This window comes from Shewanella metallivivens, assembly GCF_028750675.1.
Lineage (GTDB): Bacteria > Pseudomonadota > Gammaproteobacteria > Enterobacterales > Shewanellaceae > Shewanella > Shewanella metallivivens.
On sequence record NZ_JAQQPZ010000003.1, the window covers coordinates 233,365 to 250,572 of the forward strand.

Annotated in this window: 14 protein-coding genes; 1 reads left to right on the plus strand and 13 read right to left on the minus strand. The window is 42.9% G+C overall.

Features of this window, described 5'->3' with window-relative positions; genetic code table 11:
- Positions 1-9 precede the first annotated feature (9 nt).
- Positions 10-2,586 carry a DNA mismatch repair protein MutS gene (gene mutS, locus PQR79_RS06360; RefSeq protein ID WP_238107013.1) on the plus strand — a complete coding sequence of 859 codons (2,577 nt, stop codon included), beginning with the start codon at positions 10-12 and terminating at the stop codon, positions 2,584-2,586.
- A 94-nt stretch (positions 2,587-2,680) separates the two neighbouring features.
- On the opposite strand, the gene rpoS is transcribed toward mutS, so the two are convergent.
- From rpoS to rlmD, 13 genes are all read right to left on the minus strand, one after another.
- A complete protein-coding gene (rpoS, locus tag PQR79_RS06365; RefSeq protein WP_238107012.1) occupies positions 2,681-3,652 on the minus strand; it encodes an RNA polymerase sigma factor RpoS in 972 nt (323 codons plus the stop codon).
- Positions 3,653-3,730: 78 nt separating this feature from the next.
- Positions 3,731-4,663, minus strand: a complete 933-nt coding sequence (locus PQR79_RS06370) for a peptidoglycan DD-metalloendopeptidase family protein (protein WP_372941847.1) — start codon at positions 4,661-4,663, stop codon at positions 3,731-3,733.
- 244 nt (positions 4,664-4,907) lie between these two features.
- Positions 4,908-5,543, minus strand: a complete 636-nt coding sequence (locus tag PQR79_RS06375) for a protein-L-isoaspartate(D-aspartate) O-methyltransferase (RefSeq protein ID WP_238107213.1) — start codon at positions 5,541-5,543, stop codon at positions 4,908-4,910.
- Positions 5,540-6,289, minus strand: a complete 750-nt coding sequence (surE, locus tag PQR79_RS06380) for a 5'/3'-nucleotidase SurE (protein ID WP_238107008.1) — start codon at positions 6,287-6,289, stop codon at positions 5,540-5,542. Before surE ends, PQR79_RS06375 begins: the two co-directional genes overlap by 4 nt.
- Before the next feature lie 3 nt (positions 6,290-6,292).
- Entirely contained in the window at positions 6,293-7,390 is a 1,098-nt protein-coding gene (gene truD, locus PQR79_RS06385; RefSeq protein WP_238107006.1) for a tRNA pseudouridine(13) synthase TruD, read from the minus strand.
- Positions 7,391-7,412: 22 nt separating this feature from the next.
- On the minus strand, positions 7,413-7,898 hold the full coding sequence (gene ispF / locus PQR79_RS06390) for a 2-C-methyl-D-erythritol 2,4-cyclodiphosphate synthase (protein WP_238107004.1): 486 nt from the start codon (positions 7,896-7,898) through the stop codon (positions 7,413-7,415).
- Positions 7,899-7,934: 36 nt separating this feature from the next.
- On the minus strand, positions 7,935-8,636 hold the full coding sequence (gene ispD / locus PQR79_RS06395; RefSeq protein WP_238107002.1) for a 2-C-methyl-D-erythritol 4-phosphate cytidylyltransferase: 702 nt from the start codon (positions 8,634-8,636) through the stop codon (positions 7,935-7,937).
- 48 nt (positions 8,637-8,684) lie between these two features.
- Positions 8,685-8,987, minus strand: coding sequence for a cell division protein FtsB (gene ftsB, locus PQR79_RS06400; protein ID WP_238107000.1), 303 nt, complete (start codon positions 8,985-8,987; stop codon positions 8,685-8,687).
- Positions 8,988-9,085: 98 nt separating this feature from the next.
- On the minus strand, positions 9,086-10,387 hold the full coding sequence (gene eno, locus PQR79_RS06405; protein WP_238106998.1) for a phosphopyruvate hydratase: 1,302 nt from the start codon (positions 10,385-10,387) through the stop codon (positions 9,086-9,088).
- Positions 10,388-10,664: 277 nt separating this feature from the next.
- Entirely contained in the window at positions 10,665-12,302 is a 1,638-nt protein-coding gene (pyrG, locus tag PQR79_RS06410) for a CTP synthase (RefSeq protein ID WP_238106996.1), read from the minus strand.
- A 114-nt stretch (positions 12,303-12,416) separates the two neighbouring features.
- Positions 12,417-13,238, minus strand: coding sequence for a nucleoside triphosphate pyrophosphohydrolase (gene mazG, locus PQR79_RS06415; RefSeq protein WP_274408423.1), 822 nt, complete (start codon positions 13,236-13,238; stop codon positions 12,417-12,419).
- A 93-nt stretch (positions 13,239-13,331) separates the two neighbouring features.
- Positions 13,332-15,539: a GTP diphosphokinase gene (gene relA, locus PQR79_RS06420; protein ID WP_238106995.1), complete on the minus strand. Its 2,208-nt coding sequence runs from the start codon at positions 15,537-15,539 to the stop codon at positions 13,332-13,334.
- Between the two features lie 183 nt (positions 15,540-15,722).
- The gene (gene rlmD / locus PQR79_RS06425) at positions 15,723-17,090 is read right to left on the minus strand and encodes a 23S rRNA (uracil(1939)-C(5))-methyltransferase RlmD (RefSeq protein WP_238106993.1); all 1,368 of its coding nucleotides are present in this window, start codon (positions 17,088-17,090) and stop codon (positions 15,723-15,725) included.
- Positions 17,091-17,208 lie beyond the last annotated feature (118 nt).

The window sequence follows — 17,208 nt, forward strand, 5'->3', positions numbered from 1 at the left end:
GTGTCCATAATGACTGTAATTGATACCAGCGATTTAGAAAAACATACCCCGATGATGCGACAGTATTTGAGTTTAAAAGCCGCTCATGCTGACATGTTGCTGTTTTATCGAATGGGCGACTTTTACGAATTATTTTATGATGATGCTAAAAAGGCCTCTGAGTTGCTGGGCATTTCATTAACGGCTCGAGGTAAAAGTGGTGGCGACCCAATCCCAATGGCCGGTATTCCTTACCACGCAGTTGAAGGATATTTAGCTAAATTAGTTCAAATCGGTCAGTCGGTGGCTATTTGCGAGCAAATTGGCGATCCGGCGACCTCGAAAGGTCCAGTTGAGCGTCAAGTGGTACGCATTGTGACCCCAGGCACTTTAACCGATGAAGCACTATTGCAAGAAAAACAAGACAACTTACTTGCGGCGCTTTATCAGGGCAAAAGCGGTTTTGGCTATGCCACACTTGATATTTCATCTGGGCGTTTTGTCATTACCGAATTGCCAACACGCGAAGCATTAGAAGCTGAACTGCAACGCACCCACCCTGCAGAGCTACTCTACAGCGAAGATTTTACCGACATGTTATTAATCAATAATATGAAAGGTATTCGCCGACGCCCCGAATGGGAGTTTGATTACGACACCTGCGTTAATTTACTGCTTAATCAATTTGGCACTAAAGATTTACATGGTTTTGGTATAAGCGATGCGCGCTTGGCATTACAAGCTGCGGGTTGCTTAATGCAATATGTCAAAGACACCCAAAAAATGGCCTTACCGCACATCAATTCAATTGTGAGATTCAATCAGTCTGAATCAATCATATTAGATGCTGCGACACGTCGAAATTTAGAGCTAACCCAAAATTTATCAGGTGGACGCGACAACACTCTTGCTTGGGTACTTGATAATACTGCAACCCCAATGGGCAGTCGCATGCTGCAACGTTGGATCCACGAACCGCTTCGCAATCGTCAAGCGATTCAATTACGTCACGGTGCGGTCAGTGAATTAATTGAAAACGACCTTTATCATACTCTGCATGAACAACTCAAAAGTTTAGGTGATATTGAACGTATTATGGCTCGTCTTGCCCTGCGAAGCGCCAGACCACGAGATTTTTCACGTTTAAAGCAAGCGTTAGCATTATTGCCGACAATCCAGCAAACATTGTCTCAATGTCAACAGCCACAAATGATGACATTAGCGACCCAATTGGGCGAGTTTCCTGAGCAGCATGACCTGCTCGAACGCGCGATTGTCGATAATCCACCGATGCTGATTAGAGATGGCGGTGTGATTAAAACTGGCTACCATGCAGAGTTAGATGAGTGGCGTAAGTTGAGCGAAGGCGCGAGTGATTATTTGGTTGAACTTGAAGCCCGTGAAAAACAACAAACTGGGATCAGTACCTTAAAAGTGGGCTATAACCGCGTGCATGGTTATTACATTGAAGTCAGCCGCTTACAAGCTGACAAAGTCCCTTTAAGTTACCAACGACGCCAAACATTAAAAGGCACTGAACGCTACATCACTCCAGAGCTAAAAGAATACGAAGAAAAAGTGCTTTCGAGTCAAGGTAAAGCACTCGCGTTAGAAAAACAGTTATGGGAACAATTATTTGATTTACTCTTGCCTAAATTGCAAGCGCTACAAAGTTTTGCAACCGCCGCTGCACAGTTAGATGTATTAAGTAATTTTGCCGAGCGTGCAGAAACGCTCAATTATCAATGCCCACAGATGACAAGCGATATCGGAGTTCATATCGATGCTGGCCGTCACCCTGTTGTTGAACAAGTCAGCCAATCTGCATTTATTGCCAACCCAGTCAGCTTGACCCCACAACGTAAAATGTTAATTGTTACCGGTCCCAATATGGGCGGTAAATCAACCTATATGCGCCAAGTTGCCTTAATCACCTTAATGGCTCATATTGGTTGTTTTGTGCCAGCAGATGCCGCGCAAATAGGGGAAATCGATCGGATATTTACCCGTATTGGCGCATCGGACGATCTGGCGTCAGGTCGCTCAACCTTTATGGTCGAGATGACCGAAACCGCCAATATTCTCCATAATGCCACCGCCAATAGCTTAGTATTAATGGATGAAATTGGCCGCGGAACCTCAACCTATGACGGTTTATCACTTGCATGGTCTGCTGCAGAATATCTCGCTAAACAAGTCAGTGCCCTTACCTTATTTGCGACCCATTATTTTGAGCTAACCCAATTGCCTGAAATATTGCCTGCTGTAGTCAATGTTCACTTAGATGCAATTGAACATGACGATACCATCGCCTTTATGCATGCCGTTCAGGAGGGTGCTGCCAGTAAGAGTTATGGTTTACAAGTTGCCGCGTTAGCCGGTGTACCCAATCAAGTGATTAAAGCTGCCAAACATAAACTGCACCAACTCGAAAACCGCGATATAACCATAACAGAACAAGCGCCTAGCCAAGTGAGTATGAATTTACTCGCTCCAATGCCTGAACCCTCTCCAGCAATGGATAAACTGGCACAAATAAATCCTGATGACTTAACACCTAAGCAAGCCTTGGATTTATTATATGAGCTAAAAAGATTAGCCAATTAATGGTAAATATAAGCAATAAAAAAGGACACAATGGTGTGTCCTTATGTTGTTTCTATTGTATGCGGCTTAGCTTAGGCGCATAAATTCACACTAACTAGTCTCTAAAAAGCGCTTCCACTGACAAACCTTGTGAGCCAAGTAAGTCTTTTAAGCGTTTTAATGCTTCTACCTGAATTTGACGAACACGCTCACGGGTTAAGCCGATTTCAGCGCCGACATTTTCAAGTGTTGATGGCTCATAACCTAATAAACCAAAGCGTCTTGCCAATACTTCACGTTGCTTTGTGTTGAGCTCGTTTAACCAACCTACAATTGAGTTTGATAAGTCTTCGTTTTGTACGCGATGATCTGGCCCCACAGCATCATCATCAGCAATCACATCTAACAATGCTTTTTCGTTGTCGCCACCAAGAGGTGAGTCTACCGAAGTGATTTTCTCATTCAATTTGAGCATGCGGCTAACATCACCGGTTGATACATCAAGTTTTTCAGCGATTTCTTCTGCTGTGGGTTCGTGGTCTAGTTTTTGCGCCAACTGTCTTGCCGTGCGCAGGTAAACATTTAATTCTTTCACCACGTGGATAGGGAGTCGGATAGTGCGTGTTTGATTCATGATCGCACGTTCAATGGTTTGTCTGATCCACCAGGTCGCATATGTTGAAAAACGGAAGCCGCGTTCAGGATCAAATTTCTCTACCGCTCTGATCAGGCCTAAATTGCCTTCTTCGATAAGATCGAGCAATGCCAAACCACGATTGTTGTATCTTCTAGAAATTTTAACAACGAGACGCAAATTACTTTCGATCATGCGGTTGCGTGATTTTTCGCAGCCTTTGAGGGCTTTACGTGAAAAATAGACTTCTTCTTCAGCTGTAAGGAGCGGAGAAAAACCAATTTCACCTAAATATAGTTGAGTGGCGTCGAGATTTTTTTGAAGATCGTCTTGGACCTTTTCTTCTATTTCGAGTTGCTGCACCAAATCGCCATTATTGGTTGCAACCTCTTGTGGTTGTTTAGCTAGATCGACAAGTTGTTCTGCTAAAGCAGTACTTTTTTTGCGGCTCATAATTGCTCTCCCAAACCTAATTTGTGGTATGTAATCTACTGCACTAGCTTATCCTCCGTTATTTATGTTGCTAAACTATTACTGTTTAGGTAGATATCGTAATGGGTTGACTGACTTACCGTGATAACGAACTTCAAAATGAAGCATCACTTGGTTTGTCCCGGTACTGCCCATTTTTGCAACTGTTTGCCCAGCGCTAACATATTGCTTTTCTTTAACCGTTATCGTGTCTGTATGAGCATAAGCACTTAAATAATCATCATTATGTTTAATAATCACTAAGTTACCATATCCTCGTAACGCATTACCCGCGTACACGACCCTTCCATCAGCAGCGGCTTTAATAATATCTCCGCGGTTACCAGCAATCTTAATACCTTGATTGCCTTGTTCCGATGTCGAAAAATATCCAATAATTCGACCTCTAACTGGCCAGTGCCATTGCTGAACTTGTTTTGGCAAGTTGGGGCTGGCACTGATTGCACTTTGGTTAACATTTTGTTGGGTAGTTGTTACAGAATACGCAGGCTTTATATTGTGATCAAGATCTTTTTTTGTTCTGTCTGAAACAGGTGCTGCACTTGCATTTGCCGGAGAGTTTGAAACGATTGTTTTATTTTCTGAACGGCTAGGGGCTGAAGGATATGGTACGGTTGCCGCATTTGTTTGCACTGAAGGCACATAAGGTTGTGAAGATTTTTGGCTCGACAACGCCGTTTTATTTGCCGCAACCAAATTAAGCATTTGCCCTGGATAAATGGTATAGGGAGCATGCAAATTGTTCTCACGCGCAAGCTCAACAAAATTACGTCCAGCTCCCCACGCTATCGAATATAGGGTATCGCCCTTTTTTACCTGATATTGATGAGTTTTTAACGAGCCCTTGTGGTACCGAGGACCGTATTTATTAGATGATAAACTATCAACCGGCGCAGGACGATCTGCTTGAAAACTACATCCTGTCAGCATAATTGCTAAGACCAAACAATTTGGCCAACCGGTATTCATCAAACAATGTCCTTTAGAAAATACACAAAAATAAGGTGGAATGTGAGCGAGACTTCATCACTCACTAGGTCATCGCGATACAAATAACATTTTAGCCTAACCTACTCGGCTGTGTTTGTCGTTTGTTTTACTACGATATTACTTGTTCAAGTAGAATACGAGCTATGACACATTCAACCTTGGATTAAATTGTTATAACTCATTGATTAATAGATAACAAATAGTTCTAAAAAATTGAAAAGATATTTTAAGCTAAATCACCATTGATTAGAGGCACAAATTTAACGGCCTCAACTATTTCAGAATGAAACTCATGCCCCTTGCGAATGATCTTAAGCAACTGCTGAGTATCCTCGCCTACCGGTATGATTAATACGCCGTGATCAGCTAACTGTTCGAGCAAGGCTTGAGGAACAGACGCTGCAGCTGCGGTAACCATAATGCCATCAAAAGGGCCACGATTAGGCCATCCCCGCCAACCATCGCCATATTTAAACGATACATTGTGTAAGTCTAAGCGTTTTAATCGTTGCCTGGCTTGAATTTGCAACGCCTTAATTCGTTCTATGGTACACAGTTCAGGAATTAATGAAGCAAGTACAGCAGCTTGATACCCCGAACCTGTACCAATTTCGAGTACTTTTTGCGGATTATGTTGCAATAACAGTTCGGTCATACGCGCTACGATATAAGGCTGTGAAATCGTTTGTCCCTGCCCAATAGGTAACGCAGTGTTTTCATAAGCTTTATGCGCTAAAGCGCCGTCGAGAAATAACTCGCGCGGTGTGGTTGCCACCGCTTGTAATACTGCGGGGTGGCGGATGCCTGCATCAGACAATTTTTTTGCTAAATTCATTGCAGATGTTGATGCTACCCGGGTCATATTTTTGTTATCCACTCAGCTAATCCGTTTAATTGATTGTAAGCAGTTAAGTCTACTGTTAAAGGCGTTATGGAGACATAACCTGCTGCTATAGCACCAAAATCGGTACCTTCGCCAGCATCTTGCTCACTGCCCACCGGACCAAGCCAGTAGATATCTCTGCCAGCAGGGTCTTGGGTTTTAACCATACCTTCGGCTTTATGCCTTGCCCCTAAACGTGTCACTTTAATACCTTTAATTTGCTCTACAGGCAAATCAGGTACATTCACATTTAAAATTTGATCGCTATTCACGGGGTGAGCCAGCAATCCCTTAACTATTTTTGCAGCATAAATTGCGGCACTATCATAATGAGTTAACGATTTACCGACTAGCGAAATTGCAATAGCAGGTAAGCCTAAAAAGCGCCCTTCCATCGCTGCTGCCACGGTGCCGGAATACAAAGTATCATCACCCATATTGGCTCCCGCATTAATACCAGAAACCACAATATCAGGCTCATGTTGACATAACTGCCTAATCGCTAAGTGAACACAATCGGTAGGCGTACCATTGACTGAAATATAACCATTATCTAAGTTATTAATTCTTAATGGATTAGTCAAGGTTAATGAGTTACTCGCTCCAGAACAATTTCGGTCAGGCGCTACAGTTAACACTTGAGCAAACTCACTCAATGCTTGCGTTAACGCAATAATGCCAGGAGCATGTACACCATCATCATTACTGACCAAAATATTAATCATTTTTTATGACTCTTGTTGAGATTGTGATTCAGATTGCGCTAACCGCTGTGCTTGCTGCTCTGCCACCATAATTTTTCTTTGTTGTTCTTGAACATCTTGATAGTAAGCAAGTTCGCGCAGTACCGATGTCGCATAACTGCCCGCAGGCAATATAAACTCAAGGGTGAGTACATCTGCATCAACGTGCCATTTCATTCCTTGAGGCTCAAGCAGTAAAGGGCGTCTTTCTTGCGATAAACCTGCATTCTCAAGCCCAGATAAATCATGTGAATAATCAACCAATGGCGCCATTTCTAACTCAAGAGCAGCATCTTTAGCCAGTGGTACGCCACGTCCCCAAAGTGGTGCAGACAATTGAATGTCTTTTTCAGCTAAGCGCTTATTCAGTACGTCATCCCAAGTATCGACGGTAAAATAACTTTTACTGCCAGCGAGCATCACACAATCACCGACTAACGTTTGTGTTTGATGTGTGGCTAAGCGGTGTGATGCAACGAGGTTAAATATGTTTGAGCGCACGGCAGATAAATACATACTGCGCTTATTACGATCTTTAATATTACGACCGCCATTTAACATCTGGCGTCCCATTACTAAGTTTTTACCATCATGACCAAAGCGTTGTTCGCCAAAATAGTTTGGCACTCCGGCGGCGGCTATTTGTTGTAATCGAGATTCAATGTCAGCCACATCGGTAATATTGCGAAGGGTCAATACAAATCGGTTCCCTAGCAATGCGCCAATTCTTAATTTTTTACTGTGTCGACTACTCGATAACACCATGAGTTTATCGTTATTTAATTGCGTCCACTCGGGCGTTTCTTTACCGGGAATACGCACACCAAACCACTGTTCAGTAACAGCATTTTTATCTTTTTGCCCTGCATAAGTCACTTCTTTGGGGTGAACTTTAGCAAACTTTGCAATGACTTCAGCGACATAGACGGTATTCAAGCCATTTTTTTGGATATGCAACATATGATGTTCACCCTCGCCCGTTGGGGTAAAAGGCAAAATTTCTTTGACAATAAAATCACTATTGTGAGTTCGTAAATCGGCTTGGCTTAAAGGTTTACCGAACAGGTAATGTAGTTCATTCATCTAAGTAGCATTCTCTATGTGATTAACGCAACTGACTTACCATCAGTACGACAGCTTCTACAGCAATACCTTCTTTACGCCCGGTAAAACCGAGCTTTTCAGTGGTGGTCGCTTTAACATTTATGTTGTCGAGCTCAGTTTGTAAATCGTCACTTAAACATTGACGTATTGCCTCAATATGTGGGGCCATCTTAGGCGCCTGGGCAATCACTGTGACATCAAGATTACCAATGACAAACTGTTTCTCAACGGCCAATTGATAACAATGTTTCAAAAGCACTCGGCTGTCTGCACCCGCAAAATTAGCATCAGTATCTGGAAAATGCTTGCCAATATCGCCTAATGCCATCGCACCAAGGATAGCATCACTCACAGCGTGTAATACGACATCACCATCAGAATGTGCAATTAAACCCGTTTCATAAGGGACAACAACACCACCTAAAATAAGCGGTTTATCGCCACCAAATTTATGTACATCAAAACCATGGCCAATACGTATATTCATGTTAATCCTTGCGGCAAAGTTATCTTTACAATGTGGTTATTGTGCTTGCGACATAAACAGTTGGGCAAGCTGTAAATCATCAGGGTGAGTGACTTTAATATTATCAACACGCCCTGTGACCAAGCCGGGCATAACACCTGCCCACTCCATTGCACTCGCCTCGTCGGTAATGTTAACGTTGGCTTTAAGGGCATTAGCAAGGTTAGCCTGTAACGTATCAATAGGAAAATATTGTGGCGTTAATGCATGCCATAATAAGGCCCTTTCAACTGTATTAGTGATTAAGCCACTCGCGTCACTGCGCTTCATGGTATCACGAACTGGTGCGGCTAAAATGGCCCCTTGAGGGTAACGTGACTGTGATCCAAGTAGCCTATCAATGTCACTATGGCACAGACATGGCCTAGCGGCATCGTGAACCAATGCCCAAGCCGTTGGGTTAATGCTTTTGGCCATATTGAGAGCAGCCAATACAGAATCAGCCCGTTCCCCACCCCCGACCACTTGGATCAATTTAGGATGTTGAGACTGAGTTAAATGTTGAAAGTATTGGTCTTGTGGATGAAGCGCGATAACGACTTGCGAAATACGTGGATGTGACAATAAAACATCGAGAGTGTGCGCTAAAATGGTTTGCTGGCCGAGCTGTAAATATTGCTTAGGTTTATCTGCTGCCATACGGCTACCAATACCTGCAGCAGGCACAATCGCAATAATAGAATCAGAGTTGTTTTGCATAGTAGACCATTGTTATCGTTATTATGGCGTGGTTAAAGCGAATCTCATTTATGGGTTAAACGGTTGTTGCTCACGCAGCTCACTGCCCACCACACGGTAAAAAGTCTCACCTTCTTTGACCATGCCAAGTTCGTTACGAGCACGCTCTTCAATGGCTTCGGTGCCACTTTTAAGGTCGATGATTTCTTCTTTAAGAATTTGATTGCGAGCCACCAGCTTTTCGTTGCTTTGTTGCTGTGCTTCAATCTGGGCTTGCAGCACGACATACTCTGATAAATTGTTATCGCCCAGCCAAAGCCGGTATTGCAAAATTGCCAATAAACCTATCATTAATAATATTAGTCGTTTCATAATATCAAGTTACGTTGTGTTAACCCCTAAATGTCTGTTGGATATAGTACAACAAAAAAGGCCACCGAGTGGTGGCCTTTTTAAACTAAAGCAAAAATTTATCCTTGGCCTTTCACTTCTTTAAGGCCATTGAATGGCGCTTTTGAACCTAGCGCTTCTTCAATACGAAGTAATTGGTTGTATTTAGCAACACGGTCACTACGGCTTAACGAACCCGTTTTGATTTGGCCAGCAGCGGTACCTACGGCTAAATCGGCAATGGTTGAATCTTCAGTTTCGCCGCTACGGTGTGAAATCACTGCCGTAAAGCCAGCATCTTTAGCCATTTTTATTGCAGCCAAGGTTTCAGTTAATGAACCAATTTGGTTGAATTTAATTAGGATAGAGTTGGCAATACCATTGTCGATACCACGCTTAAGGATTTTAGTGTTGGTTACAAATAAATCGTCACCCACTAACTGAATTTTGTCACCTAACAATTTGGTTTGGTGCGCAAAACCGTCCCAATCTGATTCGTCTAGGCCATCTTCAATCGATACGATTGGGTACTGGTTAACAAGATCTTCTAAGAAATAGTTAAACTCTTCTGAAGTAAACTGCTTACCTTCACCTTTAAGGTCGTAAATGCCTTCTTCTTTGTTATAAAACTCAGAAGCTGCACAGTCTAGTGCAAGAGTAATATCTTTGCCTAATTCGTAACCCGCATTTGAAACAGCCACTTTAATAGCAGCTAACGCGGCAGCATTTGACTCAAGGTTTGGTGCAAAACCACCTTCGTCCCCCACAGAGGTTGAATGACCTTGTGATTTTAATACTTTAGCTAAACTATGGAACACTTCTGCACCCATACGTAAAGCTTCACGGAAGTTTTTTGCACCAACAGGCTGAATCATAAACTCTTGAATATCAACACTATTATCTGCATGCTCACCACCATTAATGATATTCATCATAGGAAGCGGCATAGAGTAAACACCAGGTGTACCGTTTAAGTCAGCAATGTGTGCGTATAACGGCACGTTTTTAGCTGCAGCAGCCGCTTTAGCAGCAGCAAGAGAAACCGCTAGAATTGCGTTAGCGCCAAACTTAGCTTTGTTCTCAGTGCCATCTAAATCAATCATGATTTGGTCAAGTGCTGCTTGGTCTAATGCATCTTTACCTTTAAGCGCTTCAGCAATTGGGCCATTTACAGCTGCAACCGCTTTTAGTACACCTTTACCTAAATAACGCGCTTTGTCGCCGTCACGTAGTTCTAATGCTTCACGACTACCGGTAGATGCGCCAGATGGTGCTGCAGCCATACCCACAAAACCGCCTTCTAAATGTACTTCTGCTTCGACGGTTGGGTTGCCACGCGAATCCATAATTTCGCGACCAATCACTTTAAGAATGTTAGCCATAATTTCCTCGTACTGTGTCAGTAAATTAAAAAATTTATATAAAAGTTAAAAGCCAATACCAATATAACCGCGAAATACGTTAAAACTGTCGACTTATTGGTATTTAACTTTCAGTTTGGTAATTTTATTCTATCTACACTTAGGATAAATCGAATTGGATTTAGCTTCAACTTAGTTTTAACCACTGTAAGGCATCAGATTGACGTTTATTTGATCTTACGCATACATCATAGATAAAAAAGCCGCTAATGCATCAACATTAGCGGCTATTTTAAATTTAGCTGATATCGCGTTTTTGATACGCTGAAGAAGCAGCAATAAACCCTTCAAACAATGGATGTCCGTCACGTGGGGTTGAGGTGAATTCTGGGTGGAATTGACCCGCAACAAACCAAGGGTGATTTGGCAATTCGATCATTTCAATTAATTTACGATCAGAAGACAAACCACTAAACACTAAACCTGCTTTTTCAAGACGTTCAATGTAATTGTTGTTCACTTCATAACGATGACGGTGACGCTCAATACAGCTAGTTGAATTGTATGCTGTTGACGCTTTAGTACCTTCTTTTAAGTGACATAATTGTGCACCTAAGCGCATTGTGCCACCTAAATCAGAAGACTCATGGCGTTTCTCAACATCACCTTCTTCGTTAATCCACTCAGTGATTAAACCAACCACTGGATGTGGTGAATCTGGGTTAAACTCGGTTGAATGGGCATTTTCTAAGCCGGCAACATTGCGAGCAAACTCAATCAAGGCAACTTGCATACCTAAACAAATACCAAAGTAAGGTAAGTTGTTTTCGCGGGCAAATTGTGCGGCAAAAATTTTGCCTTCAACGCCACGCTCACCAAAGCCGCCCGGTACTAAAATACCGTCCAGGCCTTGCAACACTTCTTCACCTTTAGCTTCAACGGTTTGTGAATCAATGTACTTGATATTCACTGTTACACGGTTTTTTAAGCCAGCATGTTTTAATGCTTCGTTAACTGACTTATAAGCATCTGGTAGTTCGATGTATTTACCGACCATACCAATGGTGACTTCACCGTTTGGATTCGCTTCTTGGTAAATAACATTTTCCCACTCAGATAAGTCGGCTTCGTTACAATCTAAATGGAAGCGCTTGATAACTAATTCATCTAACCCTTGTGAGCGTAATAGTGCAGGGATTTTGTAGATGCTATCAACGTCTTTAAGTGAAATGACTGCACGTTCTTCTACGTTACAGAATAACGAGATTTTAGATTTTTCGTTGGCAGGTATTGCACGGTCACCACGACAAACCAATACGTCTGGCGCGATACCAATCGAACGCAACTCTTTTACTGAATGCTGCGTTGGCTTGGTTTTGATTTCACCTGCAGCACCCAAAAATGGCACTAAGGTTAAATGCATAAATAGTGTGCGATCGCGTCCTAGCTCAGCACCTAATTGACGAATGGACTCAAGGAAAGGCAATGATTCGATATCACCGACCGTGCCGCCAATTTCTACGATTGCAACGTCATGACCTTCGCCACCTTCAAGTACTTTTTCTTTAATCGCATTAGTAATATGCGGAATAACCTGAATGGTTGCACCTAAATAATCACCACGGCGCTCTTTACGAAGTACTTCTTCATAAATACGGCCTGTAGTGAAGTTATTGCGGCGGTTCATTTTAGTGCGAATGAAACGTTCATAGTGACCTAAGTCGAGGTCGGTTTCAGCGCCATCTTCAGTCACAAATACTTCACCGTGCTGAGTTGGGCTCATCGTACCTGGATCGACGTTAATGTATGGGTCCAGTTTCATAATGGTTACATTGAGGCCACGCGCCTCTAAAATTGCTGCTAGCGACGCTGCTGCAATGCCTTTACCTAGTGATGAAACAACGCCACCAGTAACGAAGATATACCTTGTAGTCATGCTGAACCTGAGAAAATGTGTTGGAAAATACGTGCTTGTAAGAAAGCACTAGGACGGGGCGATAGTATAACAAAGCCACTTCGATTCGACAAACTTAAACATGCTAATTTTAGCTTAATTTGCCTTTTCGTCTTGCTTTACCTTATCCCAGTAGCCATCTAACTCAGATAAAGTATGTTGCTCAATGGCTTTTCCGCTGTCGGCAACATAATGTTCTACGCCTCTAAATCGGCGCTCAAATTTGTTGTTGGCTTGGCGTAAGGCTTGTTCTGGGTCGACCTTTAAATGTCTGGCTAAATTGACCACGGCAAATAATAAATCTCCCATTTCATCTTGAATATGAGCTTGCGAGTATGCCGGATCGTCATGGCTTTTATTTACCTCGAAAAGCACTTCATCAATTTCTTCATGTATTTTTGCCACTACAGGTTCAAGTTCGGCCCAATCAAAGCCGACTTTAGCGACTCGATGTTGAATTTTACGCGCTCGAGATAATGCTGGTAATGCTTGTGGAATATCGTCTAATGCGGAATGAAGCTGCTTTTGCTGACGCTCATTGGCTTTTAATTTGTCCCAAGCTTGGCTTAACTCTTGGGTATTAGTGATAGCGTCACTGATTTGGCCATCAGCCCGCGCAAACACATGTGGATGACGTCGGGTTAATTTATCGCTAATTCGCCCTACGACCGTGGCAAAGTCAAACATGCCTTGCTCCTGAGCAAGCTGGCAATAAAACACCACCTGAAACAATAAATCGCCTAATTCATCGGGTAATTCCTGCCACGCTTGACGTTCAATGGTATCAACAACCTCATAGGCTTCTTCTAGTGTAAAGGGCACTATGGTGGCAAAGTTTTGAGCAAGATCCCACGGGCAGCCAGTTTGCGGATCGCGCAATTGCTTCATAATATCCAATAACGATTGAATGTTTGCCACGTTGTTTTTCCTCTAAATTGAACGACACTTTAATTAAAAAGGCACCCAGATTAAGGTGCCTTTGTGCCGAGTCTTTTGTTGATTCTTACGGTTTTATAATCTACGAGACTCAATGACACCGTCAACTTGCGATAATTTCGCAATGATGCGCGATAATCCATCTAAGTTGTATAGCTCAAGTTCAAGCTCCACGGTTGCCGTTTGAGTTTTTACATCTGATGATGAGCTCATGGCCATTACGTTAGACTTCTCAGCAGCTAGCACCGTCGTTAAGTCACGTAACAAGCCGCTGCGGTCATGGGATAATACTCGTACGCGAATGCGGTATCCGCCAGAATAGTTTTCGCCCCAAATGACATCAACACTGCGCTCAGGGTGTGCGCGCATTAGTTCTTTAACTTGTTCACAATCACTACGATGCACAGAAATACCACGTCCCATGGTGATATAACCAAAAATTTCATCACCGGGTACAGGTTGGCAACAACGGGCAATATGGCTCATTAAATTGCCGACACCGTTAACTTCAACCTGGCCTTTGCTTGATTTTTTAGGTTTGTTAGAGGCTTTTTTAAGAATGTCTTCCACTAAGTCTTCGTCGGTATCTTCTACTTTTCGGACTTTAGTTTCAGTAAAGTTAACCACTTGGTTTAGGCGTAAATCACCGCCGCCTATGGCTGCTAACATGTCGTCCATGGTATTTAAGTTAAAACGTTCAACCGCCACGATAGCATCTTTGATTTTTAAGCCAACGCGGGATAATTCAGACTCGAGCATTTCTTTACCGGCGGCAATATTTTTGTCGCGGTCTTGCTGTTTAAACCAATGTTGGATTTTAGAGCGAGAACGAGATGACTTGATGTAACCTAAGTTAGGATTGAGCCAGTCACGTTTTGGGTTAGGCGTTTTTGACGTAATAATCTCGATGCGCTCGCCGGTTTCAACTTGGTAAGTAAACGGCACAATACGGCCATCCACTTTGGCTCCAATACACTTATGCCCAACTTGTGAATGAATATAATAAGCAAAGTCGAGCACGGTCGAGCCTAAAGGTAAATCGACGACTTCGCCATTAGGGGTGAAGACATAAACTCGGTCTTCAAATACCTGGCTACGAACTTCATCAACCAAGTTGCCACTTTCGGCGACATCTTCTTGCCACTGTAAAATTTTACGTAGCCAGTTAATTTTTTCTTCGTAACCGGTTTGTTTCGCATTACCCGCACCTTCTTTGTACTTCCAATGCGCAGCCACACCAAGCTCAGAGTCTTGATGCATGGCTTCAGTGCGAATTTGAATTTCGACGGTTTTGCCTTCAGGGCCAACCACGACAGTATGGATAGATTGGTAACCGTTCGGTTTTGGGTTCGCGACATAGTCGTCAAACTCGCGCGGAATGTGATGCCATAAATCATGCACCACGCCTAACGCACCATAACAATCTTGTAATCGTTCAGTCACGATACGCACTGCCCTTACGTCAAACAGCTCATCAAATTTAAGATCTTTGCCCTTCATTTTACGCCAAATGCTGTAAATATGTTTGGGGCGGCCATACACTTTGGCGCGGATCTGATCCTTATCTAAACGCTCTTGTAGTTGGGTGACAAACTTGTCAATAAACACTTCACGGTCTACGCGCTTACCATCTAACTGTTTGGCAATATCTTTATAAACGGTTGGGTGTAAATAACGGAACGAAATATCTTCGAGTTCCCACTTAAGTTGACCAATCCCTAAACGGTTAGCTAATGGTGCGTAAATGTCGGCAATTTCTCGAGCCAATAACACACGAGTTTCTTCGTCGGCATTTTTCACTGCCCGCAGTAAACACACGCGCTCTGCAAGCTTAATCACGACTGCGCGTACGTCTTCAACCATCGCCAATAACATTTTGCGAATATTGTCGATTTGAGGCTCGGCATCACGTGAATTCTCACTGACTTTAAGTGCACCAATCGCATTCATGGTGACCACACTAGCCACCAACTTTGCTAAATTGTCACCATACTTTTCAACTAATTGTTCATCACTTAGCACGCCAGCTTCATGCATTAAAAACAGCACTGCAGCTTGCAGTGTTTCAATGTCCATATTCAGTGGCGCTAAGATTTCGATCATTTCACGGGCACGGGCAAGCAGTTCGGTATGCGCCAGTTTGTTTTTGACCGGTAAGGACTCAACTTGCTGGATCAACGCTAATAATGTTTGAGCGTCGTCTTTGTCGTCAATATAACGGGCGACCCACTCATCTAATTGGAATGCTTGCGTATTAAAATGTGCTTCGCGAACAGATACCATGAACCCTTCCTTAGCCGCATGACCGACTGATACCCACCTTCATTTCGCTGATTCATGGCGAAATGAGGTAAAAACGACAACTGAATACGCTATCTTGAAGCCCTAGGCACGTTTGTCAATTCAAACATGTTTAGTTGAACAATTTTATAGCATACCAGTTGATAATACTGAAAAAGCTGACACTTATTTACCTAACTCAAATAAAACCATCGCCTCAATATGATGCGTTTGAGGAAACATATCAACCAAACCGACTTTAGCAATTCGATAACCATTTGCTAATAATACACTACTGTCGCGAGCTAAACTTGCCGGATTACACGACACATAAACCACCTTTTTAGGCTGCATTTTTTGCAGCCATTGCAGGCTTTCATAGGCGCCAGCTCTTGCGGGATCAAGTAACAACTTATCAATATTACCCAGCCAAGGTTGCTCAGATAAATCAGCACTTAAGTCGGCATGATAAAAGGACACATTGGTTAATTGATTATCGAGTGCGTTTTGCTTAGCCTGTTCAACCATTTCAACCACACCTTCAACCGCAATCACTTGCGCCGCTTTTTTGGCTAACGGTAAACTAAAATTGCCTACTCCGCAGAACAAATCGAGGATCTTCTCGCCGGCTTGAGGATCTAGCCAGTCAATAGCTTGCTCAACCATAGCTTGGTTTATCACACCATTAACCTGGACAAAGTTACCTGGCGTAAACGAGCAACGAACACTGTTGTCCGCTAAAAGGTAAAACGGTAATGTCACTTTATCTTCGTCAGATAACAAAGCTGGATAAAGCTGGGTTAATTGGCCAGCGTCATCTTGCAACAACACATTAAGTTGATGTTTTTCGGCAAAGCCACTTAACCAACGTAAATCTGAATTAGGTAAAGTTTTCGTTATTCTCAACACAGCAAAGTGACCATTGTCAGCTTGGGTTAATTCTACATGGCCTAAACTGGCTTTGGCTTTTAATTGATTTAAGTTAACCGCCAGTGGTGTGATAAGGTCAGACAGGGGCGCAGCAAGCACTGGACACTGATTAATTTCAACAATTTTATTGCTGTTTGCAGCGCGAAACCCCAATTGTAAACGTTGGGTGTTTTTATCAAAAACGGTTGCAAGCCTTGCCCTACGCCGATAATGCCAGGCATCATCGACAATAGGTGTGACAACAAGGTGTTCAGCAATCCCCTCGGTGCTAGATAGCTTAGTAATAAGGTCAACGAGTGCAATTTGTTTATGTTCACGCTGTGCCTGCGTGTCCATATGTTGTAAATCGCAGCCGCCACATTGCACATAATGCGGGCAATGCGCTTTAATTCGGCTAGGGGCAGGACTAACAATATTGATTAATTTAGCTTTGGCGTAACTTTTCTTTTGCTCAACGAACTGCACCGTCACACGCTCGCCTGGCAACGCCCCGGCGACAAACACAACTTTACCTTGATGCTGAGCAATTCCGGCACCTAAATGGTCTAACTGGGTAATGTCTAATGTCAGCTTGGCAGATAATTGTTTAGATTTGTTCGGTTTTTCTTTGAAAAATTGTGCCATTTCGGCCTCAGATGTCGAATAAAAAACTAGTCAAGAGTGCGCTATTTCTGGCAGTCTAGACGCAATAGTAGCGATTTAGCATCAGGAACACACCTAACTGACATGAAAAGTGCCAACA

Coding starts and splice junctions, on each gene's coding strand:
- mutS (WP_238107013.1), top strand. CDS start 10: ATGACTGTAATTGATACCAGCGATTTAGAAAAACATACCCCGATGATG.
- rpoS (WP_238107012.1), bottom strand. CDS start 3,652: ATGAGCCGCAAAAAAAGTACTGCTTTAGCAGAACAACTTGTCGATCTA.
- PQR79_RS06375 (WP_238107213.1), bottom strand. CDS start 5,543: ATGACCCGGGTAGCATCAACATCTGCAATGAATTTAGCAAAAAAATTG.
- surE (WP_238107008.1), bottom strand. CDS start 6,289: ATGATTAATATTTTGGTCAGTAATGATGATGGTGTACATGCTCCTGGC.
- truD (WP_238107006.1), bottom strand. CDS start 7,390: ATGAATGAACTACATTACCTGTTCGGTAAACCTTTAAGCCAAGCCGAT.
- ispF (WP_238107004.1), bottom strand. CDS start 7,898: ATGAATATACGTATTGGCCATGGTTTTGATGTACATAAATTTGGTGGC.
- ispD (WP_238107002.1), bottom strand. CDS start 8,636: ATGCAAAACAACTCTGATTCTATTATTGCGATTGTGCCTGCTGCAGGT.
- ftsB (WP_238107000.1), bottom strand. CDS start 8,987: ATGAAACGACTAATATTATTAATGATAGGTTTATTGGCAATTTTGCAA.
- eno (WP_238106998.1), bottom strand. CDS start 10,387: ATGGCTAACATTCTTAAAGTGATTGGTCGCGAAATTATGGATTCGCGT.
- pyrG (WP_238106996.1), bottom strand. CDS start 12,302: ATGACTACAAGGTATATCTTCGTTACTGGTGGCGTTGTTTCATCACTA.
- relA (WP_238106995.1), bottom strand. CDS start 15,539: ATGGTATCTGTTCGCGAAGCACATTTTAATACGCAAGCATTCCAATTA.
- rlmD (WP_238106993.1), bottom strand. CDS start 17,090: ATGGCACAATTTTTCAAAGAAAAACCGAACAAATCTAAACAATTATCT.